This is a genomic window from Streptomyces sp. NPDC051569, assembly GCF_044454085.1.
In the GTDB taxonomy this organism is placed as follows: Bacteria; Actinomycetota; Actinomycetes; order Streptomycetales; family Streptomycetaceae; genus Streptomyces.
Genome location: NZ_JBITDJ010000010.1, coordinates 40,991 through 62,606, shown reverse-complemented (window position 1 = coordinate 62,606; position 21,616 = coordinate 40,991). Strand labels below are relative to the sequence as shown.

The following is a 21,616-nucleotide window of genomic DNA, read 5'->3' as shown; positions in this document are numbered from 1 at the left end:
ACGCGGTGAACCGGTCAGACGTGGTGGACCGGTCCGGACAGCGACAGCTGGGCACCGCCCAGGTCGTCGATGGCCGCGCGGGCCGCTTCGAGAGGCGTGGGGAACGACTCGTAATGGTTGACGAGGCTGAGATAGCCGCCGTCGGCCCGCCGCATCAGATGCAGGATCCGGCCGTCGATGCGGACATCGGCCGACAACGCCGGCGACAGCGGGGAGACGGACGCGACCGGGGCGGCGGGAGTGGCGGGGCCGCCCGCCGATGTGAGGGCGGAGCCGACGGCGATGTGCCTGCCGCGATAAATCTCCTCGAAGAAGCCGCCCAGCCCGTCGCCGATCGTCCGCTCGTCCGCCGCCAGTGCGGTGGCCCGGCGGCCCGCTCCGAGGATGGGGGCCAGGGCGCCCGCGGTGCCCGCGGCCACGCCGAAGGTGAACACCGTACGCAGCAGCTGGCGCCGCGATCGGCCGCGCCGGGCCACCGGTTCCGGACGCCGTGCGTACGCGAGCCCCGGCCGGATCCGAATTCTGCCTGGCATGAAGGACCTCCACTCGTCGGTGGTGCCCCCGCCGCGTGTACCGGCGGGCGGGGCACTGGGCTGAACGGGGTAACGGGGCAACGGATCCGGGTACGCGGTGAGGACACACCGGACCGGCCGCCGTCCCGCCCGGGACAACGAGACGGGGGCGAAACAGTTCTCCGGCTTCGCGAACCACCCCTGCTGACAAGGCAGTTCAGATGGGCGGCTCGGCATTCCCTGTCCGCGCCACGACGGGGTACAGGCTCCGTACGGGACACGGCCCGCCGGACGGCGTCGGCGTGGGCCGGGATGCCCCGCGTGATAGGGCAGGGTATGCGGGGGCCGGCGGAGCACCACCAGCACGGCAGAGCAGCGACGACCATGGGAAAGACGCAGGAGGCAGCGTGTCCACCGAGGACCAGGGACGCCCCGCGGGGCGAAGCGCCGAGACCACGGCGCACCACGCTGAACAGCGCCGTGGCCGGTTCCTCGGCGCGCTGCGGCGTACGCCGGTCGCACTCTGGCACGACGACGCCACCGATCACGCCGCCGCTCTCACCTACTACGCGGTCCTGGCCATCTTCCCGGCGCTGCTCGTCACCGTCTGCTCCATCGGTCTCGCCGGACCCGACGCCAGCGGCCGGCTGGCCGACCAGGTGACGGCGCTCATCCCCGCGCAGTCCCAGCCCCTGGTGCGCGGGGCGCTGGAGGAGATGGCGGATCAGCGGTCCGCCGCCTGGGTACTGGCCTCCTTCGGCACCATCGGCGCCCTGTGGTCCGCCTCCAGCTATCTCGGGGTGTTCCGCCGGGCCCTGCACTCCATGCACGGCTCGGTCGACCGCCGGCCACCGTGGCGTACCGCGCCGCGTATCGCGCTCACCGCCTGCGCCCTGCTCGCGCTGCTGGTGACCAGCGCTTTCACCCTGGTACTCACCGGCGAGGCGGCGGCGGCCGTGGGCCGGATGCTCGGGATGGGCGGCGCGGTGAGGCTGGTGTGGAGCGGGCTGAGGTGGCCGCTTCTGCTGGCGCTGGCGGCGGTCCTGGTGCTCATGGTGTTCCGGACGGGCCCGGCGGGGACACGCCGGCTGCGGCGGGCGCTGCCCGGGGGGATCCTCGCGGTGGTGCTCTGGCTGCTGACCTCGGCGGGCTTCGCGCTCTACACGTCCCACGCCGGCACGTACAACCGGCTCTACGGATCGCTCGCCGGCATCATCGTGTTCCTCGTCTGGCTCTGGGTCACGAACCTCTCCCTGCTGGCCGGCGCGCAGTTCAACGCCGAGCTGGCGCGGGGGGCCGTGGGCGTGGGCGGCGCCGCCGTCCCCGTACCGCCCCCGCCCATGGACCGGTCGGCCGCGCAGACCCGGGCGGCGACGGCGGGCCGGCACAGCCGGTAGTCACCGGTACTCCCCGCGAAGGCCGGTCCGACGGCAGGACGTCATCGGACCGGCCCGGCGCGTCAGGGGTTCAGCAGCTCAGGTTGTTCCCGGGGGTCGTCCCGAGGATCTGCGTGAAGCTCTGATAGCTGTTGATGCGGCTCTGCACCTGTCCGGGATTGCCGCCGTTGCACTCGATGCTGCCGTTGATGCTCCGGATGGTCTCGCCGAAGCCGGCGCCGTTGACCATGGCGTTGTGCGGGGTCATCGTGCCGGGGCCGCTCTGGGTGTTCCAGTACCAGAGGGCCGTCTTCCAGGCCACGGCCGCGTCGGTCTGCACGAGGCCGGGGTTGTTGAGGAGGTCGATGCCCAGGGCGTCGCCCGCCGCCTTGTAGTTGAAGTTCCAGCTCAGCTGGATGGGTCCGCGCCCGTAGTACGCGGCCTGGCCGGCGGGGCAGCCGTAGGGCTGGGACGTGTCGCAGTAGTGCGGGTAGTTGGCGGTGTTCTGCTCGACGATGTAGACGAGTCCGCCGGTCTCATGGCTGACATTGGCCAGGAAGGCGGCGGCCTCCTGGCGCTTGACCGTGTCGCTGCCGGTGTTGGCGAAGCCCGGGTAGGCGCTCAGCGCGGCGGTCAGACCGCTGTACGAGTAGAAGGAGTTCCGGCCGGGGAACATCTGGTTGAACTGTGCCTCGCTGACCACGAAGCCGCCCTGGGACGGCGGCGGGTCGGTGGGGGGCGTCCCGGTGCAGGTGTACGGCTCCCAGTACCAGGTGCTGATGACCGGGTCGTAGCCCGGATTATCGTGTTCGGCCTGGTAGAGCTTGCCGTCGGTGTACGTGACGATGTCGCCGGTGACGTACGCCCGGCCCGCGACCCATGCCGGGGCGTCACAGCTTCCGCCGGAGCCGCCGCCGGGCGTGGAGCCGCCGCAGCCGCCCTGGTCGGCCCAGACATCGGTGGTGCCGGGGGGCTCTCCTTGTGTCCACCACTTCGCGGACCAGTTGTGCCCGTTGTAGGAGGCGGTGTTGCCGCCGGTGTAGACGGCGGACGCGTTCCAGCCGGCGGCGCACGAGGCGGCGGAGGCGGATGTGGCGGGCAGGAACATCGCGAGGGCGAGGGCCGAAACCATCGCCGTGAGCAGGGCCAGGACGCGCTGTCTCAAACGACTCACTCCTTCGCGCGGCCGGCGCGGAGCCGATGGCCGCCATGGGGGGTGAGGGAACCAAACCGGACTTGCCGCATACCTGTCAAGGTCTAGACCAAGCCAGGGAGGGGAAGGGGAACGGCGGAGGGAGCCGAACGGCGGGAGTGCTCGAACGGCAGGGGGAGGGGAACGGGTCGGTCAGACGGAGACCTCGACGAGTTCGAGCCCGGTCAGATCGGCCAGCGCGCGCAGCTCCGGCAGCAGGGTTCCGGTGGCCAGCGCCCAGTGGTGGCCGACGCCGCCGGCGCTCCAGGCGTCGGTCCACTCCCCCGGGTCGCAGCCGAAGTCGACTCGGGAGGTGGTGTTGCCGATCTCCAGCAGCGGTCCCGGTACGACGGCACCCTCGGCGGCGATCAGCCGGTACCGGCCGTCGCGGCTCTGGCCGAGTCCGACGAGAGTGACAGGACCGTGCCGTACGTCGAACTCGACGGAGACGCCCCAGCCGCGTTTGCCGTGGTAGACGCCGAGGCCGCGCAGCAGGGGCTTGCGCGCGCTGATGGCCAGGTGGCCGGGGCCGTCGTGGCCCATCTCGACCACGCCCGCCGTGAAGTCCAGCGCCTGGAGTTCGGTGAAGGAGCCGCCGGCGCCGAGGCGGTCGGCGATCAGCATGGCGAGTGAGGTGCGGAGTTCGTACTCACCACAGGCCGGAACACCCCGGGCGGTCAGCAGCGAGGCGCCGAGGATCATGCCCGCGCCGAGCCGTTCGTGGATCTCCGCGTCCAGACCGCGGTGGTAGTACGCGAGCGAGTCCAGGTCGAAGTCGGCGACGAGCCGGTCGAGGCCGACGGCGACCCGGGCGGCCCACCGGAGGTCGTCCTCCACGACGGAGTCGGCCAGTTCGAAGAGCGCCCGGGTCTCGTCGAGCTTCGCCGTCAGCTCGCTGTCCGCGACCTGGTCGACCCGTACCCGCAGATCGTCGAATTCGACCACCTCCACGTGTCCGCCGAGATTGCCGGGGACCAGGGTGAGGTCGGTGGAGACGTCGTACATGCCGGGGTAGAGGTGCCCCATCAGGCCGTGCCGGCCGTGCCTCAGCACCGCGCGGACCCCGGCCGCCCTGATCCAGCGGCCGATACGCCGCCAGGCGTGCTCGTCCTCCAGATGTCCGGAGACCGAGCGGAAGGGCACGCCGACGCGTTCGAAGGCGTTGGCCATCTCGGGCAGGGGGCAGGCGCCGCAGTACGCGAGCCACTGGCCGGTGTCGACGTGGGCGTGGTCCATCGACGGGGTGGGCTGGAGATTGATCAGCAGGACGGGCGCGTCGCCGAGCTGGGCGACGGGGACCAGCATCGTGGCCGTCATATAGGTGGTGAGAAAACCGACGATCAGATCGCAGCCGGCCGCACGCAGCTTCTCGGCGGCCGCCGCGCCCTCCCGGGCGTCGGAGATGAAGCCCGCGTCGATGACCTCGGCGTCGAACTCCCGCATGCGTTCGGTGACGCGCTCCGCCGACCGGCGCAGCCGCGGGAGCAGCTCGGGGAACTGGGGCCAGTAGGCGCCCAGGCCTCCGGCGACCAGTCCGATCCTGGGTCTGCGGGCGGTGGCGGGCGTGCGGACGGTCATGAGGGCTCCCCGGCGGTGGGCTCAGCACGCCACCCGGTGGCGAGAGGTTCAACGAGGCTGCTCGGAAGCTACCGCGCGACGGCCCGGCATCCGCCGCCGACACGAGCGGGCCTGACGTGTCCTCAGGCTTTCCCCGGCTCCCCCCTGGCTTCTCCCGCTCCCCCGGCTCCCCCGACTCCCCCTGGCTTCTCCCGCTCCCCCCGCTCCCCCGGATCCCCCGACTCCCCCTGGCTTCTCCCGGCTTCGCCTGGGACGACGATCGCGCATGACGGGCCGACACCCGCCGCCCTCTTGATGTGGACCCGACACCTGTGTCATATATGTCTAGACCATTGCCCCGAGCGGAGGAGACGGCCGTGCGAAGGATCCCCACCATGGCCGCCCTCGTGTCCCTCGCCGTTCTCTCGTCGGCCGGGTGCGGCTCCAACGGCGAAGGGACGAAGGCACCTTCGGCGCCGGATGGAGTCTCGGTGCAGGCCGGGAGCGCGACCTCGGTGCATGTCATGTGGAGCCAGGCCCCCGGGAAGGCCGGGATCCGCGGGTACACGGTCTACCGGGGCGGGACGAAGGTCAAGGACGTCCCCGCCGCGACGAACATGGCCGACATCACCGGCCTGGAGCCGTCGACCGCCTACACCTTCACCGTCCGGGCCCGGAACGCCGAGGGCGCGCTCTCGGCGGACAGCGACGAAAAACGCGTCACCACCCCGGCCGCTGTCGCCGAGGACCGGGACGCTCCTGCCGCGCCCGCCGGACTGCGGGGCGGCAGCGACGGCGCGCGGGCCGTGCGGCTCAGCTGGAGCGCGCCGCCGGGAGACCAGGGCATCACCTCGTACGACATCTACCAGGGCGGCTCCAGGATCCACAGCGTCGGCGGCGACGCGACGACCGCGCGGATCGGCCGGCTCCGGCCGGGGACGCGTTACCGCTTCACGATCACCGCCAGGGACGCCGCCGACAACGTCTCCCCCGCCGGCGGCGCCGTCGAGATCACCACCCCGCACGGTTCCGGTGACGATCCCGACACCGCGCCCGGCGACTTCCGGGCCACCACGCACGCCGCCGACGGCGCGTACTACGCCGACCTGTCCTGGCTGCCGCCGAAGGCCGGCACCGACGCGCCCGAGTACCAGATCTACCTCGACGGCGCGTTCGCGACCACGCTGATCTGGGGCGGCGAGGCCCCCCGGGGCCGGGCGACGTACAGCGTGTACACGACCAGGGAGCCGGGCAGGAGCTACCGGGTGAAGATCCGCGCCAAGCTGCCCGACGGCAACTGGGGCCGGTTCTCCACGGAACGCACCCTCGTCACCGGTGGCGGGAAGCCCTGACGGTCCTCCGGTCGCCGGGGCACGCGGGATAGCGTGCCGGTGTCGATCAGCAACCGGCCGGGCGGTGCGCGGATGCCCCGGCACGCCCCACAGGAGACATGTGATGAGCAGCGAGACGACCATGCGCGCGATCACCCAGGACACCCTCGGCGGCCCCGAGGTGCTCCACCTCACCGGGATGGCCCGGCCGGAACCGCTGCCGACCGAGGTGCAGGTACGCGTCCACGCGGCGGGGGTGAACCCCGTCGACTGGAAGACCCGGCGGAGCGGCGGGATGGCGGGCGTCATGGGGGATCCTCCCTTCGTGCTCGGCTGGGATGTCTCCGGTGTCGTGACGAAGACCGGCTTCGGGGTCCACACCCTGGAGGTGGGTGACGAGGTGTACGGCCTGCTGTGGTTTCCCCGGCAGGCCGGCGCCTACGCGGAGTATGTGACCGCGCCCTCCCGCCAGTTCGCCCGCAAGCCGGTGACGATCGACCACGACCACGCCGCCGCGGTGCCGTTGGCCGCGCTCACCGCCTGGCAGTCACTCGTCGACGCCGCCCGGGTCGAGCCGGGGCAGCGCGTCCTGATCCACGCCGCCGCCGGCGGGGTGGGCCATTTCGCGGTGCAGATCGCCAAGCACCTCGGCGCCCGGGTCATCGGCACGGCCCGCGCCGCCAAGCACGACTGGCTGCGCTCGCTCGGCGCCGACGAGCTCGTCGACTACACCACGGTCCGCTTCGAGGACGTGGTCCACGATGTCGATGTCGTGATCGACCTGGTCGGGGACGGGCACGACTCCACGAGCACCCGCTCACTGAAGACCCTGCGGCCCGGCGGCACCCTCATCCCCGTCCCCTCGGGTGCGGCCCCCGGACTGCTCGACACGGCCCGCGCCCAGGGCCTGCGGGCGAGCGCCTTCCTGGTGGAGCCGGACGGCACCGCGCTGACCCGGATCGCGGGGCTGATCGACAAGGGAGTCGTGAAGGTCGAGGTCGAGGACATCCTGCCGCTGGAGGACGCGGCCGAGGCCCACCGCCGGGGTGAATCGGGCCGGACCCGTGGCAAGCTCGTCCTGCGGGTCGCCCCCTGATGACCATTCAGGGCCGTCCCCTCACTCAGGGCCGCCCCCTCACCATCGGAGCGGCGGTCCCGGGTGTCTGTCCTTGCCGATCCGCGGCCGCGCCGACAGACCCGCACGGGCCGCCCCATGAGACGGCCCGGACAGACTCGGCGGCCTCCCCGGCACCCCTGGTCCCGCCTTGCCGCGACGCCGGACGACGGCGTCGGGACGCGGGGCGGGCCGGGCTCGCCTGGCCTCTTCCAGCAGCGCCGCCAGGCCGGCCCGGTGCCACCGGATCTCGTCCGGGTGATCGGCGACCAGCAGCCGCCGCACCGTCTCCCGCGCCGCGCCGGAGCCGGCGTGTCCCTGGACCAGCTCCGGCCGCAGCCGGTCCAGACAGGCTCGCTCGTACGGATCACGGACCAGCCCGGCCAGCTGGGCCGGGTCGAGCACACAGCCGGTGATGGCCGCCCGCTCCCAGGGGTCCTCACTCTCGTGGAGCAACTGGCCGATACGCCGGCCACGCCAGTTGCGCGGCCGCCGGTCCTCTCCCGCGTCGAGAGCCGCGCGCAGTGGCTCCGGCAGCCGGCCGGTGAGCAGAGCCGGCCGCTCAGCGGCGAACGCCCTCAGCTCGTCCGCCGGATACAGCCACACGACCGCGCGGTACCGGTTGAGACGGAACCTCACCGGCGCGACGCATCCGGCCCGCGCGAGCCGGGTGAAGCGGCCCGGGCTGACGTGCGCCAGCTTCGCGCCCTCGGCCGTGCCCACCGTCCGTACCCGCTCGCGCAGGACGTCCGGAAACCCTTCCAGCGCCCGCAGACGGTCGATCTCCTGACGGCTGATCCGGCGCCGGCCGGCCGTCCCGCAGGCCGCACCAGGGGCGGCGACCGTGGTACGGACATGACCCAGCTGTACGGCGAGCTCGAACTCCCCGCGTTTCAGATCCAGTTCCTGTGCGGCCCGGCTCGCGCCGACATCCTGGGTCCGGACATCGCTGATGGACATACTGGTCCTCCCCCGTGAGGCGTGACTACTCCCGGTGATGACCGTAGCCCGCCGGCGGCGCTCTTCGCCGGGCCTGTGGACAACTGTCCGTGGACCACCGTCACAGCGGGTGCGCGAGGGCCGGCCCGGAACCGCGCGGGGCCCTGGGAGCCCTCGGGAGCCGCCGGAGGCCGCTCGGGGCCCGGCTCAGAGCCCGCTCAGGCTGCTGTGCCCCGGCTGCCTGGCCGCGACGCCGAGGTGCTCGCCGACCCGGTTGACGAGCAGGGTCATCTCATAGGCGACCTGCCCGACATCGGCCTCGGCCTCGGTCAGTACACACAGGCAGCTGCCGTCACCCGCCGCCGTGACGAACAGCAGCGCCTCGTCGAACTCGACCATGGTCTGCCGGGCCCTGCCCGCCCCGAAGTGCCGTCCTGATCCCCGCGCGAGGCTGTGCAGCCCCGAGGAGACCGCGGCGAGATGCTCCGCGTCCTCGCGCACCAGACCCGAACTGGCCCCCGTCACCAAGCCGTCGTTGGACAGCACCAGTGCGTGCTGTATGTGCTCGACCCGCCCGGTCAGCTCGTCCAGCAGCCAGTCGAGCCCCTTGTCCAGCGCCATCGCCGTGCCTCCCCGTCGAGATGTACCCCGTGGTACCGCAACGCCCGTAGCCTTCCGCACCGATCGCTCGGCGGCAAGCGATCCTCCGGGCCGGGGAGTCGCATCGCGCGGAACACTCTCGCGGCAGAAAATGCGGTTATGGCGACAAACATGAGCAAGGAAGAGTGGCGGGCTTTCCTCTCCGAAGGCACGCGCACCGGAAAACTCTCGACGGCACGGGCCGACGGCAGTCCCCATATCGCACCCATCTGGTTCGTACTGGACGGTGACGATCTTGTCTTCAACACCGGCAAAGAGTCCGTCAAGGGCCGCAATCTGCTGCGTGACGGCCGGGTCGCGCTGTGCGTGGACGACGAACGGCCTCCGTTCGCGTTCGTGGTGATCCAGGGGCGGGCCGAAATCCATGAGGATCCGGATCAGTTGCTCACCTGGTCGACCCGCATCGCCGCCCGGTACATGGGCGAGGAGCGGGCGAAGGAGTTCGGGACCCGCAACGCCGCACCCGGCGAGCTGTTGGTGCGGGTCCGTATCGACAAGGTCTCGGCCCTCGCGGAGGTGGCGGGCTGACCCACCGGCGTGGCGCGGTTCGCTCCGCCCTGGGGGAGCCGCGCCGCGACGGCCTCGCTCGGGCGCCCGAGGGGACGCCCTCGCTCAGGCGCCCGAGGAAAGCGGACCGGTCAGGCGCCCGAGGAGAGCGACCCGGTCAGGAACGCGACGGCAGGCTCAGCCCTTCCACCGGGCCGGAGAGGGCGGCCTTGAAGGCGCGGCTGGCGTCGTCCGCCAGGACCTCGGTCTCGCCGTCCGCCAGCGCGGTGAGGACATCGCGGGCCACCACGCGCGGATCGTTCTTGGGGGCGTCGATACCGCGGGTCAGGTCGGTGTCGGCGTACCCGAGGTGGACGCCCACCACCTGCGTCCCGTTGGACGCCAGTTCCAGCCGGAGCGAATTGGTGAGTGACCAGAGAGCGGCCTTCGTCGCGCCGTAGGCCCCGCTGCCGGCCGCCCAGGACAGCGCCGAGTGGATGTCGACGAGGGCGCCGCCACCGTTGGCCGCGAGGATCGGGGCGAAGGCCTTGGCGACGCGCAGCGCCCCGAACACATTGGCGTCGAAGACGGCCATCACCTCGTCCATGTCGGTTTCGAGGAGCGGGCCGGAACCGCCTATGCCGGCGTTGTTGAAGACGATGGACACGTCGTCCGCGACGCGGGCGAGGTTCTCGACCGACTCCTGATCGGTCACCTCCAGCTCCATGGGAACGACCCTCGGGTCGCTCTCGGCGGCGGGCGTACGGGCCGTGGCGTACACCTTGGCGGCGCCCGCCTCCAGAAGTTCTTGTTCGAAAGCCCGGCCGAGGCCGCGCTGACCGCCGGTGACCAGGACGGTTGCTCCGCTGACAGTGGTCATGTCGTTCTCCCGAGGGTTCGGATCGACAGTGGTGTCATGAAACATCCCCCTCCTCCAGAGTGCTGGACAGCGGCGGCACCGTCATCCGGGGACGCCGCGCGCCGCCAGGGACTCCCGCGGCATCAGAGCGGAGTGGACAGGTGCCGTACGCGGGTCCGGTGGGCGGCGCCGAGTGCGGCGCAGGCGGCGAAGTGTTTTGGACCCGCCGGCAGGTCGGTGACGCTCCAGCCGGGCGGGGAGCCGGCGAGACCGCCCGTCCCCAGATAGTCCGCGGCGAGGTCACGGCCGAGGCCGGTGCCGATGCCCTTGAGGTAGGCCTCCTTGCGGGCCCACAGCCGGGTGAAGGCGGCCCCTCGCCGCTCCTGGGGCACAGCCGCCAGTTCGGCCTGTTCGGCCGGGTGCAGGGCGGGGATCAGCTCGCCGGACGTCTCCGGCGTCGCCTCGGGTTCGACGTCCACCCCCACGGCCACCGTCGCGAGACCGATCAGCACCCGGTCGCCGCCGTGGGACAGGGAGAAGTGCAGCGGGAAGGGGGCGTCCGCGAGCGCCGGCCGTCCGTGCGGCCCGCCACAGCACGGGCAGGTCTCGCGGACGAGGACGATGTCCCGGGCGGGCGCCCCGACACACGCCCCGAGAATCCGCCGCAGGGCGGTGTGGGCGACGGCGTAACGGAGCCGGTCCTTCGCGTGGACGAAACCCTGGACGCGCTGCCGCTCCTGGGCGTCCAGCACGGAGAGGTCCAGGAGGCCGGGAGCGCTCTCGTCCAGCCGTGCGAGGTCCAGCATCCACAGGTCCACGATTCCCGGCCCCGGCCTGGCGGGCGGTTCGCTGCGGTGATCGGTGTCGAACAGGACGCTCTCCTGGCGGGCGGGCGAACGGACGGGCGGACGGGCAGGCGGACGCGGCGCGCACGGACGCGCACCCGGCATACGTGCGTGGGCGCGAGCGCGCGGGTGCCCCCATACTGCCTGCCGGGGCCCGCCCGCCCGCGCGCGGCCCCCGTCCCAGGTCAGCCGCTCCCCGGGGGCGTGGCGAGCCGGGCGGCGCGGAGCGTGAGGTAGTGCCGCTCCGGAAGGCTGGTCGTGCGCCGGGCCGCCTCGCTGTAGTTCTCCCGCGCGCCCTGGCGGTCCCCCGCCATGTCGAGGAGATGCGCCCGCACCACGTACAGCCGATGGTGGCCGGACAGGCGCTCGTCGTCCTCCAGGGAGTCGAGAATGCCGAGTCCGGCGTCCGGGCCGTGCACCATGGCGACGGCGACGGCCCGGTTGAGTGAGACCACCGGGCCGGCGGACAGCTGCTCCAGCACGTCGTACAGGGCGAGGATCTGCGGCCAGTCCGTCTCCTCGGCCGTCGGCGCCTCGTCGTGCAGGGCGGCGATCGCCGCTTGCACCTGGTATGGGCCGACCGGTCCCCTGGGCAGGGCCGCCGTGATGAGCGTGGTGCCCTCGCCGATGGACCGGGCGTCCCACCGGCTCCGGTCCTGTTCCGCCAGGGGGATCAGCTCGCCGGACGGGCCCGTGCGCGCCGCGCTCCTGGCGTCGGTGAGCAGCATCAGTGCGAGCAGTCCGGCGACCTCGCTGTCCCCGGGGACCAGTTCGCGCAGGGCTCTGGCCAGCCGGATCGCTTCGCGGGACAGTTCGACCCGCTGCAGGTCGGGGCCTTCGCCGGTGACGTAGCCCTCGTTGAAGATCAGATACAGCACCCGCAGTACGGCCTCCAGCCGGCGCGGCCGGTCCTCGTCCTCCGGCATCCGGAACGGGATCCCGGACGCTTTGACGCGCTGCTTGGCCCGGCTGATCCGCTGCCCCATGGTCGCCTCGGGCACCATGAAGGCGCGGGCGATCTCGCCCGTGGTCAGTCCCCCGACGCAGCGCAGGGTCAGGGCGATCGCGGAGGGCGTCGACAGGGCGGGATGGCAGCACAGGAAGAGCAGGATCAGCGAGTCGTCCTGGTCCGCCGCTCCGGGGCTGTCGGCGGGCGGCGCCGCGTACCGGTCGGCGGGCTCCCGCCTGACCGCCAGGTCTTCGCGGCGGCGCCGTGCCTGCTCGCCGCGTACCCGCTCGATCATCCGGCGGTGGGCGACCTGGATGAGCCAGCCGCGCGGATTGCGCGGCACGCCGTCGCCCGGCCACTGGGTCGCCGCGGCCAGCAGTGCTTCCTGTACGGCGTCCTCGGCCGCGTCGAAGTCCCCGAACCGGCGGGTGAGCACGCCCAGGACCTGCGGCGCCAGCGTGCGCAGCAGGTCCTCGGCCGTCGGCTCCGTAAGGATCCCGGGATCAGTCAGTGGTCACAGCTCCTCCGGCGGCCCCGCCATCACCTGGCGGATCTCGATCGGCATGTTCAGCGGCCTGCCGCCGGGGCCGGGAGCGGTCGACACGTGCGCGGCCAGCTCGACCGCCCGCTCGGCGCTGTCGCAGTCGATGATCCAGAAGCCGGCGAGGAATTCCTTCGTCTCGGGGAAGGGCCCCTCGGTGACCAGGGGACTCCCGTCGCCGCCAGCCCGGACGATCTTGGCCTGGTCCGGAAACGCGAGCCCTTCCGCCGAGACGAATTCGCCCGCCTTGTGCAGCCTGTCGTTCGTGTCCTGCATGAAGGCGATATGGGTCTTGATCTCGTCGGAGGACCATTCCGTGATCGGGGGGAAGTCGACCGTCTTCTCGCTGAACTGCATCAGCATCATGTACTTCATGACCTTCTCCTCACGCTGTCGCGCCCCTGTGGGCGTCTCTCACGGACAGGTAGAAGCACGCGCCGCGATTTCGACACCTCCGGCGGAGATTTCCGGAAAAAGTCTCTGAGGAAAAACTAGCCGGAAGCGGGGCGGCCCGCGCGCTGCGGCGCGGCGGGGGCGGCAGCACTGAGGGACCATGTCCTCATGGCCCACGACCACACGCATGTGCGGGAATTCTTCGGTGCCAGGGCGGCGGACTGGGACGCGCGCTTCCCCGACGACGGTCCCGCCTACGCGGCCGCCGTCGCCGATCTCGGTGTGCGCCCCGGGGACGCGGTGCTGGACGCGGGGTGCGGAACGGGGCGGGCCCTGCCGCCCCTGCGGGACGCCGTGGGTCCGGCGGGCACGGTGCTGGGCGTCGATCTGACGCCGGCGATGCTCGACGCGGCCGTGCGGGCGGGCCGGCGGAGCGACGGCCGGCTGCTGCTCGCCGATGTGGCCCGGCTGCCGGTGCGCCCGGCCGCGCTGGACGCGGTGTTCGCCGCGGGACTGATCGCGCATCTGCCGCGACCCGACGAGGGGCTGAGGGAGTTGGCCAGGGTCGTCCGGCCGGGTGGACGGCTGGCGCTGTTCCATCCTCTCGGCCGTGGCGCGCTGGCCGCCCGGCAGGCCCGTCGCATCCTGGCGGACGATCTCCGCGCCGAGCCGAATCTCCGCCCCCTGCTGGCCGGTTCGGGGTGGCGTCTGGAGTCGTACGCGGATGAGGACGCCCGCTTCCTGGCCCTGGCGGTCCGGCAGGGCTGACGCCGCCGCTCTCCGGCACGAACGTGTGGGGTCCGCGACCACATGGTCCCGGACCCCGCACCCGAGGGGAAACCCGCGCGCCGGCGGGTCTCAGCCGCTCAGCGGCCGATCCCCTTGCGGTTGATCCGGCGCAGCCTGCGACGCTGCGACGGGTCGAGCATCAGATAGGCGGCCGCTGGCACTCCGAGCACCACCAGCAGCGCGAACCAGAATCCGATCAGCGGGATCAGAATCAGGCCTACGGCCACTCCCCCGACGGCGATCTTCGCTCTTGTCGACATCTCGATGCCTCCTTCGCGGCCATGGCCGCTCCCTGCTCGGTGGACGCACACAGTCGTCCGCCAGTTCCACTATGCGCCCGCGCGCGGCGGTTCGCCGACAGCGTGCAGATGACGGAGGGCCTGGCGGTACGAGTCGATCAGTCCGGTCTCGGTGTACGGGACGCCCAGCGAGCGGCAGTGCGCCCGTACCAGCGGCCGGGCGAGGCGCAGATGGGGGCGCGGCATGCTGGGGAAGAGATGGTGCTCGATCTGGTAGTTCAGCCCGCCGAGGAACCAGTCGGTGAGCGCTCCGCGACGGATGTTCCGTGAGGTGAGGACCTGCCGGCGCAGGTGGTCCCAGCCCTCGCTGTTCTCCGGGTCGGGCATCTCCATGCCCTTGTGGTTGGGCGCGAAGGCCAGACCCAGGTGCGGGCCGAGCAGCATCTGGTGGAGCGACGCGAAGACGACGGCCTGGCCGAGGGTCAGGGTGGTGAGCAGCAGGGTGAGGTAGCCGCCGGCGTGGGCCGCGAGCAGCAGGCCCTCCACCGCGCGCCGGCGGGCGGGCAACCGGGTGCGCCGCCGGGAGCGCAGGACGGCCGCTCCGGCCGGCGGCCGGTGACGGCGTCACGGATTGAGGCTGCTGACCACCCCGGCTGTGGCGGTGATGCCGTTCGCGATGGTAGGCGCCATGCTGCTGCTCGCGAGCAGGAAGCCGAGCAGGACGCAGACCGTCGCGTGCGAGAGCTTCAGTCCGCCCGTGCGCAGGAAGATCACGGCGAACACCAGCAGAAGCAGCGCCAGTGAGATCGTGATGGCCATCGAGAACCTCCTCCGGCCGCGCCGGATTCGCGGCATTCGGCCGCCAGTGTGGCGGAGGAGGAGGCCCGTACGGCCGACCGGCGTGTCCGCCGTACGGGTGGTTGTCCGGGCGGACCCGGCCGGGAGCGCTACCGGGGGCCGGGCAGATCGGCCAGCGCGGCCACGGTCTCCTTGTGCCGGCCCGGTGAACCGAGCGTGATCTCATCGGACTTGGCGCGCTTGAGATACAGATGCGCGGGGTGTTCCCAGGTCATGCCGATCCCGCCGTGCAACTGCACGCATTCCTCGGCGGCGTGGACGGCGACCCGGCCGCAGTACGCCTGGGCGACGGCCACCGCGAGCGGGGCGTCGGGGGCGTCGGTGGCCAGTGCGTCGGCTGCGTTGCGGGCGGCGGCCCGGGCCGAGACGACCTCCAGCCACAGCTGTGCCATGCGGTGCTTGAGCGCCTGGAAGGACCCGATGGGGCGGTTGAACTGATGGCGCTCGCGGGTGTGCCTGACGCTCTCCGTCAGGCACCACTCGGCGATGCCGAGCTGTTCGGAGGCGAGCAGCCCGGCTCCGGCCAGCAGCCCGCGGCGTACGGCGGTGTCCGCCGTGGCCGCGTCGGCGATCCGGACGCCGGTGCCGGGCTCGACCGTGACGGTGCCGAGCGGCCGGGTCAGATCGAGCGGCGTCAGCCGCTCCACGGTGACGCCGGGGCCCGAGGTCTCGGCCGCGTACAGCCCGTCGTCCCGCAGGACGAGCAGGACATCCGCCCGGGTGGCGTCCGGGACGCCGGTGACCGTGGCGGCACCGATGGGCAGGGGCGCGTCGGGGGCGGTGCTGAGCGGCAGGGCGAGCACCGCGACCCGGTGACCGTTGGCGAGCGCGGTGAGCAGCCCGGCGACATCCGTACTCCGCGTGTCGCAGGCGAGGAGCGTCTCGGTCGCCATCACCGCGCTGGTGAGGTACGGCGCGGGTGTGACGTCCCGGCCCAGCTCCTCCAGCACGACGGCGGCCTCGCGATGGCTCGCGCCCTGGCCGCCCAGGCTCTCCGGGACGAGCAGGCCCGCCACGCCGATCCCGGCGCTGAGCGCGGTCCACAGCTCGGGGTCGTAGGGATCACCGGTCTCGGCGCGGACGAGTGCGGCCGGTACGTCGCGGTGGCTGGTGAGCAGGGACCGGACGGCGGCCCGCAGATCGTCCTCGATGTCGGTGTAGAGGAGGTCGGGCGAGGTGTCGGGCCGGGGCGGCCGGACGGGTGGCGTCGGCTGCTCGGGCCGCGTGTTCGTACCCGTACTCATCGGGTCGGTGCCCGTACTCATCGGGTCAGATCCTTCCAGGCGACGTCCTTGTCGTCGCGCGGTTCCGGGGGCAGGCCCAGGACGCGCTCGGCGACGATGTTCAGCAGTACCTCGCTCGTGCCGCCCTCGATGGAGTTGCCCTTCGAGCGCAGATAGCGGTAGCCGGCGTCCCGCCCGGTGAAGTCGACCAGCTCGGGACGGCGCATGGTCCAGTCGGAGTACAGCAGGCCTTCGTCGGCGAGCAGTTCCACCTCCAGGCCGCTGATCTCCTGGTTGAGCCGGGCGAAGGCGAGCTTCAGGCCGCTGCCCTCGGGGCCCGGCTCTCCGGCGACGAGCTGCTGGCGCAGCCGTTCGCCGGTCAGGCGGGCCACCTCGGCCTCCACCCAGAGCGTGAGCAGCCGCTGGTGCAGCTCGTGGGTGCGCGCCTCGGGCCGCTCGCGCCAGGTGCGGGCGATGGGACCGATCATGCCGCCCTCGCGCGGCAGCCGGGCGCCGCCGATGGAGACGCGCTCGTTCATCAGGGTGGTCCGGGCGACGTGCCAGCCCGCGCCGATCTCGCCGAGGCGGTGCGTGTCGGGGATGCGTACGTCCGTGAGGAAGACCTCGTTGAACTCGGCCTCTCCGGTGATCTGGCGCAGCGGACGCACCTCGACACCGGGGTCGGTCATGTCGCAGAGGAAGTAGCTGATGCCCCGGTGTTTGGGCAGGTCAGGGTCGGTACGGGCGATGAGGATGGCCCAGCGGGCGATGTGGGCGCTCGATGTCCAGACCTTCTGGCCGTTGACGATCCAGTCGCCGGTCGGGGAGTCGCCCTCGCGTACCGCGCGGGTGGCGAGCGCTGCCAGGTCGGAGCCGGCGCCGGGCTCGCTGAAGAGCTGGCACCACACCTCCTCGCCGACCCACAAGGGCCGCAGGAAGCGTTCCTTCTGCTCCTGGGTGCCGTAGCGCAGGATGGTCGGGGCGGCCATGCCGAGGCCGATGCCGATCCGGCGCGGATCGTTGTCGGGTGCGCCGGCGGCGGACAGTTGAGCGTCCACGACGGCCTGGAGGGAGCGGGGCGCGTCGAGCCCGCCGAGTCCGGCGGGGTAGTGCACCCAGGCGAGTCCGGCGTCGAAGCGGGCCCTGAGGAAGTCGGTGCGGCCGGTGGCGGCCGGCGGATGCTCGGCGAGCAACTGCCCCGTGCGCCCGCGCAGATCGGCGGCGTCGGTCATCGGGTCCCCCCCTCCGGAATGACCACCACGCGTCCGGTGGTGGTGCCGTCGGCGACGCGCTGGACGGCGTCGGCGGCGCCCTTCATCGGCACCCGTTCGCTGATGAGCGGCTTGATCGCGCCCCGCTCGGCGAGTTCGGTCAGCTCCTGGTGGCAGCGCAGGACCGCCGCCGGGTCCTTCGCGTGGTACAGGCCCCAATGGAGGCCCATGATCGAGTAGTTCTTCACCAGCGCGTGGTTGAGGGCGGGGGCGGGGACGACTCCGCCGGCGAAGCCCACGACCACGATGCGGCCCTCGAAGGCGACGCACTTGGTCGAGCTGGTGTAGGCGTCGCCGCCCACCGGGTCGTAGACGACATCCGCGCCCCGGCCGCCGGTGGCTTCCTTCACGGCGGCGGCGATGTCGTCCGTACGGCGGTCGATCACCACGTCGCAGCCCAGCTCGCGGGCGACGCGTGCCTTGCCTGGGCCTCCGGCCACACCGATGACGGTGGCTCCTGCGGCCTTGCCGAGCTGTACGGCGGCGCTGCCGACCCCCCCGGCCGCCGCGTGTACGAGCAGTGTCTCGCCCGCTTGGAGCCGGGCCCGCCGGTGCAGACCGAACCAGCCTGTCTGGTAGCCGATGTTGAGGGCCGCCGCCTCCGCGTCGTCCAGCGCCTCGGGCGCGGGCAGGACGGCCGCCGCGTCGGCGACGACGTACTCGGCGAGACCGCCGTACGGCAGGGCGGGAGTGGCGATGACCCGGCGCCCGTCCTCCGTCTCACCGCAGATCTCCACCCCGGGGGTGAACGGCAGCGGCGGGCGCACCTGGTAGTGGCCCCGGCAGAGGAGGGCATCGGGGAAGTTGATGTTCGCGGCCCGGACCCGCAACCGCGTCTGCCCCTGGCCGGGCACCGGGCGCTCCACCTCTTCGAGCCGCATCACCTCGCCCGGTTCGCCGTTCCGGTGCACACGCCATGCCTGCATTTCGGAGCCTCCACACGATGGGCAGTCCTGCGACTCTCCCGCATACTAAGCGGTCGCTTGCCCGGTGGGGAACACCCCGGCCCGGCCGGTCACGGACCGGTCGCGCTGACCCGGTCGTGGGTGGACCCGTGGACTCCCGGCGCGGGTGTCTCCGCTCCCTCCGGGAAGATCGGCACGGGCCGTATCCGGCGCAGGTACGACTCCGCCTGCCAGATCGCCTCACGCGCGGTGCGCTGCCCCATGAGCACGCACAAGGTGTACGCCACGTCCTCGAAGCGGCTTCGTTTCGCCGCGTCGAGCGGGTCGGCGAGGACCAGCCGTTCCCATGCCCGGTAACGGCTCAGCAGATCGGCGACCAGATGTCTGTCCGGCAGCAGCATGTCGAGCACCTCCAGCATCGGAGTCGCGCCCGCCCGCCCAGGGTTTCAGGTACGCCTGGGCCGCCGGGGCGGCGTGGGACGGGACCGGCCCCGCGCACAGCTGAGCACCAGTCCCCCGCCTTCCATTCTCCCCCCGCCGTCCCGCATCCGCTCGACGAGCCCCGGCGGGGACCCCGGGCGATTCCCGGAGGAGCTCAGCGGACCTCAGCGGGCCGAAGCGGGCCTCAGCGGGCGACGACCTCGAAGGACACCGCAGGCCGGCCGCCGAATCGCGGCGCCCCGGCCTGGGCATGGGAGGCGAGCAGGGTACGGCAGTACGTCTCCGGATCCTCGCCCGTCAACACCTCGATGTACGTGCGGTGTTGGAGCAGCGAGCTCCTGTCCGGGTGAACGGCGGGCCGGGCAGGGCGGAGAGCGGGGGCTCCGCACCGCTCACCGGGACGGTCTCAGCGCCTCGGACCGCGTCCCGTACGGGACGGACAGGGCCCGCGCCCCGTGCGGGACGGGCGGGGCCCGTGCCTCACACCTCGTCCCGTACGAGCGCCAGCAGCCGGTCCAGTACGTGGCCGCCACCCGCCCGCACGCCGTCGTGCTCGTACTCGTCCGTCACCCAGGTGCGCAGGCCGCGGATGGCACGCGCGGTGCGCAGGGAGTGCTCCGTGTCGACGTACATGTCGTCGTGGTAGACGGCGGCGGCGACGGGCACCTCGTTGGCCGCCAGCCGGCCGGTGTCGTACAGCGGGGTCCACCCGGTCCGGGCGGCGATCAGTTCGGCGGTCTCGCGCAGCGGGCGCAGCGCGGGGTCGTGCTCGAAGTGCCAGGGGTGGATGGTCTCGCCGGTGAAGTACAGCGGGCCGTCCCCGGCCAGGGTGTTCGCGGCGTCGAAGCGGGCGAACTCGCCACGGACGCGCTCGGCGGCCCAGTCGGTGGGCTGCTTGTCCTGGGCGTAGATCGCCTCGTGGAGCACGGCGTACAGCGGGCGTCCGGCGTACGAGAGGGCCGCGGCCATGTTCTCCTGGAAGGCGTCGGACAGGGTCCGGCCGCCCGGGGACGGCACGAAGGCGTCCTCCAGCAGGTAGTGCAGCTCGTGACTGCCGTCCCCGCCGCCGAGCATGATGCCGAGCGACTGGAACACCTCCGGCGTGAGGGTGTGGCCGGTGGGAAGGACGGGGCTGTGCTCGGCCAGGTGCTCCACGATCCGGCGGGCCCGGCCGATGTCCTGCGGATAGCGGGCGTAGTGCGCCTCCACCTTGCGCGCGATGCGCGGATACGCGGCGCGGTAGACCTCGTCGGCCGTGGCGTCCAGCGACGGCAGACCGCCGGTGATCAGGACGGTACGCAGGCCCTCGGGGGCGGCGGAGAGGTAGCGGACGGCGCAGAAGCCGCCGAAGCTCTGGCCGAGCACGGTCCAGGGGGCGCCGCCGGTCAGCTGCGGACGGATGATCTCGCAGTCGCGCACGATGGAGTCGGCGCGGAAGTGGGCGAGATAGTCGGCCTGCTCCCGGGGGCCGCCGCGCAGCGGCAGGGTCTGTCGGTTGGCGGGGGTGGACAGGCCGGTGCCGCGCTGGTCGAGCAGGAGCACCCGGAATTCCTTCAGGGCGCGGCCCAGCCACGCCTGCTGTCCGACGAACCGGCGCGCGCCGCTGCCCGGGCCGCCTTCCAGGTAGACGAGCCAGGGCAGGTCCGCGTCGGCGTGTGCGCCGGCGACGACCTCGCGCGCGTACAGCTCGATCCGCTCGCCCGACGGGTCGCCGTGGTCCAGCGGGACCGTGAAACGGTGGTCGGTGAGAACGACGCCGGGCTGGCGGTAGCTGGTCAAGGAGGCTCCTCTGCTCGATCGCCCTCGCGGGGGCAGTCACGCCCGACAGTTCAGCACACTCGTGTCCGGCCTCCGTACGGAGGGCCGACGCGGGGCGGCGGGGCGTGACTCGGTCGGTCGCGGCCCGTGTGCGCCGGGACCCGGCCGCTCCTAGCGTGAGGCCATGATCCGGTTCGAGCAGGTCAGCAAGGTCTACCCGGACGGTACGGCCGCCGTCGACGAGCTGTCGTTCGACGTGCGCGAGGGTGAACTGGTGACCCTGGTGGGGCCGTCCGGCTGCGGCAAGACGACCACGATGATGATGGTGAACCGGCTGATCGAGCCCACCTCGGGGCGCATCCTCGTCGACGGCAGGGACATCGCCGGGGCCGATCCGGTCCAGTTGCGCCGCCGTATCGGCTACGTCATCCAGCAGGTCGGTCTCTTCCCGCACCGGACGGTCCTCGACAACACCGCGACCGTGGCGGTGCTGGTCGGCTGGAAGAAGGCGAAGGCACGCGAACGGGCGGCGGAGCTGCTCGATCTGGTGGGACTCGACCCGGCGACGTACGGTCCGCGCTATCCGGCGCAGCTGTCGGGCGGGCAGCGCCAGCGGGTGGGCGTGGCGCGCGCGCTTGCCGCCGATCCGCCGGTGCTGCTGATGGACGAGCCGTTCGGCGCGGTCGACCCGGTGGTGCGGGAGCGGCTCCAGAACGAATTCCTCAAGCTGCAGGCGACGGTCCGCAAGACGGTCCTCCTGGTGACGCACGACATCGAGGAGGCGGTGCGGATGGGGGACCGTATCGCGGTGTACGGGCAGGGGCGCATCGAGCAGTACGACACCCCGGCCGCTGTCCTCGGCGCGCCCGCGACGCCCTACGTGGCGCGGTTCGTGGGCGCGGACCGCGGGCTGAAGCGGCTGTCGGTCACCGCCGTCGAGCCGGCCGACCTGGAGGGGACACCGGTCGCGAGGACACATGAGCCGGCCCGGGACGCGGCGGCGCGGATGCGCGCCGAGGGGGCGCGCTGGGCGGTGGTGCTGAACGGCGCGGGTGAACTGCACGGCTGGGTGTCGGCGGACGCGCTGGCGATCGCCGGGGAGCAGGGTTCGGTGGGTGAGCTGGCGCGGCGCATGGAGGCGTGGGTGCCGGTCGGTTCGCCGCTCAAGCAGGCCTTCAGCGAGATGCTCCAGCACGACGCGGGCTGGGTGGCGGTGCTGGACGGGGCCCGTTTCCTCGGGGTGCTGACCCCGGCGAAGCTGCACGAGGCACTGCGCCGCTCGGTGGACGCGGACGCCCAGGGCATCGGCCGCGACGAGGTCGACTTCGACTCGGTGGCGGACGCCTGAGCCGGGCGCGGGGGCCTTCCGCGGGCCCGG

Annotated in this window: 22 protein-coding genes and 1 pseudogene; 6 read left to right on the top strand and 17 right to left on the bottom strand. The window is 72.6% G+C overall.

The window, feature by feature from the left end:
- Positions 1-14: 14 nt before the first annotated feature.
- On the bottom strand, positions 15-533 hold the full coding sequence (locus ACIBAE_RS16905; protein ID WP_399285602.1) for a tyrosinase family oxidase copper chaperone: 519 nt from the start codon (positions 531-533) through the stop codon (positions 15-17).
- A 386-nt stretch (positions 534-919) separates the two neighbouring features.
- Between ACIBAE_RS16905 and ACIBAE_RS16900 the strand changes: the two genes are divergently transcribed.
- Complete coding sequence (locus tag ACIBAE_RS16900) at positions 920-1,909, top strand: YihY/virulence factor BrkB family protein (RefSeq protein WP_399285601.1); 990 nt, start codon at positions 920-922, stop codon at positions 1,907-1,909.
- A gap of 70 nt (positions 1,910-1,979) precedes the next feature.
- Here the strand turns inward: ACIBAE_RS16900 and ACIBAE_RS16895 are convergent, their stop codons facing one another.
- Both ACIBAE_RS16895 and ACIBAE_RS16890 read right to left on the bottom strand, forming a co-directional pair.
- Positions 1,980-3,053, bottom strand: coding sequence for a glycoside hydrolase family 19 protein (locus tag ACIBAE_RS16895; RefSeq protein ID WP_399285600.1), 1,074 nt, complete (start codon positions 3,051-3,053; stop codon positions 1,980-1,982).
- 180 nt (positions 3,054-3,233) lie between these two features.
- Complete coding sequence (locus ACIBAE_RS16890; protein ID WP_399285599.1) at positions 3,234-4,658, bottom strand: arabinose isomerase; 1,425 nt, start codon at positions 4,656-4,658, stop codon at positions 3,234-3,236.
- A 374-nt stretch (positions 4,659-5,032) separates the two neighbouring features.
- On the opposite strand from ACIBAE_RS16890, the gene ACIBAE_RS16885 reads away from it, so the two are divergent.
- Both ACIBAE_RS16885 and ACIBAE_RS16880 read left to right on the top strand, forming a co-directional pair.
- Positions 5,033-5,989 (top strand): fibronectin type III domain-containing protein, encoded by a 957-nt coding sequence (locus tag ACIBAE_RS16885; RefSeq protein WP_399285598.1) that lies wholly within the window; start codon positions 5,033-5,035, stop codon positions 5,987-5,989.
- A gap of 103 nt (positions 5,990-6,092) precedes the next feature.
- Positions 6,093-7,064, top strand: a complete 972-nt coding sequence (locus ACIBAE_RS16880; protein ID WP_399285597.1) for an NADP-dependent oxidoreductase — start codon at positions 6,093-6,095, stop codon at positions 7,062-7,064.
- 39 nt (positions 7,065-7,103) lie between these two features.
- Here ACIBAE_RS16880 and ACIBAE_RS16875 read toward each other — a convergent pair whose 3' ends face one another.
- Positions 7,104-8,042: a DUF6397 family protein gene (locus ACIBAE_RS16875; protein WP_399285596.1), complete on the bottom strand. Its 939-nt coding sequence runs from the start codon at positions 8,040-8,042 to the stop codon at positions 7,104-7,106.
- A gap of 186 nt (positions 8,043-8,228) precedes the next feature.
- Positions 8,229-8,642, bottom strand: coding sequence for a roadblock/LC7 domain-containing protein (locus ACIBAE_RS16870; protein ID WP_399285595.1), 414 nt, complete (start codon positions 8,640-8,642; stop codon positions 8,229-8,231).
- Between the two features lie 138 nt (positions 8,643-8,780).
- Between ACIBAE_RS16870 and ACIBAE_RS16865 the strand changes: the two genes are divergently transcribed.
- Complete coding sequence (locus ACIBAE_RS16865; RefSeq protein WP_399285594.1) at positions 8,781-9,209, top strand: PPOX class F420-dependent oxidoreductase; 429 nt, start codon at positions 8,781-8,783, stop codon at positions 9,207-9,209.
- Between the two features lie 136 nt (positions 9,210-9,345).
- Here the strand turns inward: ACIBAE_RS16865 and ACIBAE_RS16860 are convergent, their stop codons facing one another.
- From ACIBAE_RS16860 to ACIBAE_RS16845, 4 genes are all read right to left on the bottom strand, one after another.
- Positions 9,346-10,047: an SDR family oxidoreductase gene (locus ACIBAE_RS16860; protein ID WP_399285593.1), complete on the bottom strand. Its 702-nt coding sequence runs from the start codon at positions 10,045-10,047 to the stop codon at positions 9,346-9,348.
- A gap of 122 nt (positions 10,048-10,169) precedes the next feature.
- On the bottom strand, positions 10,170-10,832 hold the full coding sequence (locus tag ACIBAE_RS16855) for a 4'-phosphopantetheinyl transferase family protein (RefSeq protein WP_399285592.1): 663 nt from the start codon (positions 10,830-10,832) through the stop codon (positions 10,170-10,172).
- Positions 10,833-11,056: 224 nt separating this feature from the next.
- The gene (locus ACIBAE_RS16850) at positions 11,057-12,316 is read right to left on the bottom strand and encodes an RNA polymerase sigma factor (RefSeq protein WP_399285810.1); all 1,260 of its coding nucleotides are present in this window, start codon (positions 12,314-12,316) and stop codon (positions 11,057-11,059) included.
- An 18-nt stretch (positions 12,317-12,334) separates the two neighbouring features.
- On the bottom strand, positions 12,335-12,736 hold the full coding sequence (locus ACIBAE_RS16845) for a YciI family protein (protein WP_399285591.1): 402 nt from the start codon (positions 12,734-12,736) through the stop codon (positions 12,335-12,337).
- A gap of 186 nt (positions 12,737-12,922) precedes the next feature.
- Between ACIBAE_RS16845 and ACIBAE_RS16840 the strand changes: the two genes are divergently transcribed.
- Positions 12,923-13,522, top strand: a complete 600-nt coding sequence (locus ACIBAE_RS16840) for a class I SAM-dependent methyltransferase (RefSeq protein ID WP_399285590.1) — start codon at positions 12,923-12,925, stop codon at positions 13,520-13,522.
- A 98-nt stretch (positions 13,523-13,620) separates the two neighbouring features.
- Here ACIBAE_RS16840 and ACIBAE_RS16835 read toward each other — a convergent pair whose 3' ends face one another.
- The 8 genes and pseudogenes from ACIBAE_RS16835 to ACIBAE_RS16800 all read right to left on the bottom strand — a co-directional run bounded on the left by ACIBAE_RS16835 (position 13,621) and on the right by ACIBAE_RS16800 (position 20,259).
- Positions 13,621-13,803, bottom strand: a complete 183-nt coding sequence (locus tag ACIBAE_RS16835) for a hypothetical protein (protein ID WP_399285589.1) — start codon at positions 13,801-13,803, stop codon at positions 13,621-13,623.
- Between the two features lie 69 nt (positions 13,804-13,872).
- Positions 13,873-14,352, bottom strand: a pseudogene (locus ACIBAE_RS16830) (acyl-CoA desaturase); the annotation flags it as partial.
- Between the two features lie 54 nt (positions 14,353-14,406).
- On the bottom strand, positions 14,407-14,601 hold the full coding sequence (locus ACIBAE_RS16825) for a hypothetical protein (RefSeq protein WP_399285588.1): 195 nt from the start codon (positions 14,599-14,601) through the stop codon (positions 14,407-14,409).
- A 128-nt stretch (positions 14,602-14,729) separates the two neighbouring features.
- A complete protein-coding gene (locus tag ACIBAE_RS16820) occupies positions 14,730-15,884 on the bottom strand; it encodes an acyl-CoA dehydrogenase family protein (RefSeq protein ID WP_399285808.1) in 1,155 nt (384 codons plus the stop codon).
- 17 nt (positions 15,885-15,901) lie between these two features.
- Positions 15,902-17,095 carry an acyl-CoA dehydrogenase family protein gene (locus ACIBAE_RS16815; RefSeq protein ID WP_399285587.1) on the bottom strand — a complete coding sequence of 398 codons (1,194 nt, stop codon included), beginning with the start codon at positions 17,093-17,095 and terminating at the stop codon, positions 15,902-15,904.
- Positions 17,092-18,060: an NADPH:quinone oxidoreductase family protein gene (locus tag ACIBAE_RS16810; protein ID WP_399285586.1), complete on the bottom strand. Its 969-nt coding sequence runs from the start codon at positions 18,058-18,060 to the stop codon at positions 17,092-17,094. Before ACIBAE_RS16810 ends, ACIBAE_RS16815 begins: the two co-directional genes overlap by 4 nt.
- Before the next feature lie 89 nt (positions 18,061-18,149).
- Positions 18,150-18,458: a DUF5133 domain-containing protein gene (locus ACIBAE_RS16805; RefSeq protein WP_399285585.1), complete on the bottom strand. Its 309-nt coding sequence runs from the start codon at positions 18,456-18,458 to the stop codon at positions 18,150-18,152.
- Positions 18,459-18,960: 502 nt separating this feature from the next.
- Positions 18,961-20,259 (bottom strand): alpha/beta fold hydrolase, encoded by a 1,299-nt coding sequence (locus tag ACIBAE_RS16800; RefSeq protein ID WP_399285584.1) that lies wholly within the window; start codon positions 20,257-20,259, stop codon positions 18,961-18,963.
- A gap of 163 nt (positions 20,260-20,422) precedes the next feature.
- On the opposite strand from ACIBAE_RS16800, the gene ACIBAE_RS16795 reads away from it, so the two are divergent.
- Positions 20,423-21,586, top strand: a complete 1,164-nt coding sequence (locus tag ACIBAE_RS16795; RefSeq protein ID WP_399285583.1) for an ABC transporter ATP-binding protein — start codon at positions 20,423-20,425, stop codon at positions 21,584-21,586.
- Positions 21,587-21,616 lie beyond the last annotated feature (30 nt).

Bases quoted from the DNA above. Each gene is read 5' to 3' on its own strand.
- ACIBAE_RS16815 (WP_399285587.1), bottom strand. From the start codon at position 17,095: ATGACCGACGCCGCCGATCTGCGCGGGCGCACGGGGCAGTTGCTCGCC.
- ACIBAE_RS16870 (WP_399285595.1), bottom strand. From the start codon at position 8,642: ATGGCGCTGGACAAGGGGCTCGACTGGCTGCTGGACGAGCTGACCGGG.
- ACIBAE_RS16855 (WP_399285592.1), bottom strand. From the start codon at position 10,832: ATGCTGGACCTCGCACGGCTGGACGAGAGCGCTCCCGGCCTCCTGGAC.
- ACIBAE_RS16885 (WP_399285598.1), top strand. From the start codon at position 5,033: ATGGCCGCCCTCGTGTCCCTCGCCGTTCTCTCGTCGGCCGGGTGCGGC.
- ACIBAE_RS16840 (WP_399285590.1), top strand. From the start codon at position 12,923: ATGGCCCACGACCACACGCATGTGCGGGAATTCTTCGGTGCCAGGGCG.
- ACIBAE_RS16860 (WP_399285593.1), bottom strand. From the start codon at position 10,047: ATGACCACTGTCAGCGGAGCAACCGTCCTGGTCACCGGCGGTCAGCGC.
- ACIBAE_RS16890 (WP_399285599.1), bottom strand. From the start codon at position 4,658: ATGACCGTCCGCACGCCCGCCACCGCCCGCAGACCCAGGATCGGACTG.
- ACIBAE_RS16880 (WP_399285597.1), top strand. From the start codon at position 6,093: ATGAGCAGCGAGACGACCATGCGCGCGATCACCCAGGACACCCTCGGC.
- ACIBAE_RS16845 (WP_399285591.1), bottom strand. From the start codon at position 12,736: ATGAAGTACATGATGCTGATGCAGTTCAGCGAGAAGACGGTCGACTTC.
- ACIBAE_RS16905 (WP_399285602.1), bottom strand. From the start codon at position 533: ATGCCAGGCAGAATTCGGATCCGGCCGGGGCTCGCGTACGCACGGCGT.
- ACIBAE_RS16805 (WP_399285585.1), bottom strand. From the start codon at position 18,458: ATGCTGGAGGTGCTCGACATGCTGCTGCCGGACAGACATCTGGTCGCC.
- ACIBAE_RS16810 (WP_399285586.1), bottom strand. From the start codon at position 18,060: ATGCAGGCATGGCGTGTGCACCGGAACGGCGAACCGGGCGAGGTGATG.
- ACIBAE_RS16820 (WP_399285808.1), bottom strand. From the start codon at position 15,884: ATGAGTACGGGTACGAACACGCGGCCCGAGCAGCCGACGCCACCCGTC.
- ACIBAE_RS16835 (WP_399285589.1), bottom strand. From the start codon at position 13,803: ATGTCGACAAGAGCGAAGATCGCCGTCGGGGGAGTGGCCGTAGGCCTG.
- ACIBAE_RS16875 (WP_399285596.1), bottom strand. From the start codon at position 8,042: ATGTCCATCAGCGATGTCCGGACCCAGGATGTCGGCGCGAGCCGGGCC.
- ACIBAE_RS16795 (WP_399285583.1), top strand. From the start codon at position 20,423: ATGATCCGGTTCGAGCAGGTCAGCAAGGTCTACCCGGACGGTACGGCC.
- ACIBAE_RS16865 (WP_399285594.1), top strand. From the start codon at position 8,781: ATGGCGACAAACATGAGCAAGGAAGAGTGGCGGGCTTTCCTCTCCGAA.
- ACIBAE_RS16825 (WP_399285588.1), bottom strand. From the start codon at position 14,601: ATGGCCATCACGATCTCACTGGCGCTGCTTCTGCTGGTGTTCGCCGTG.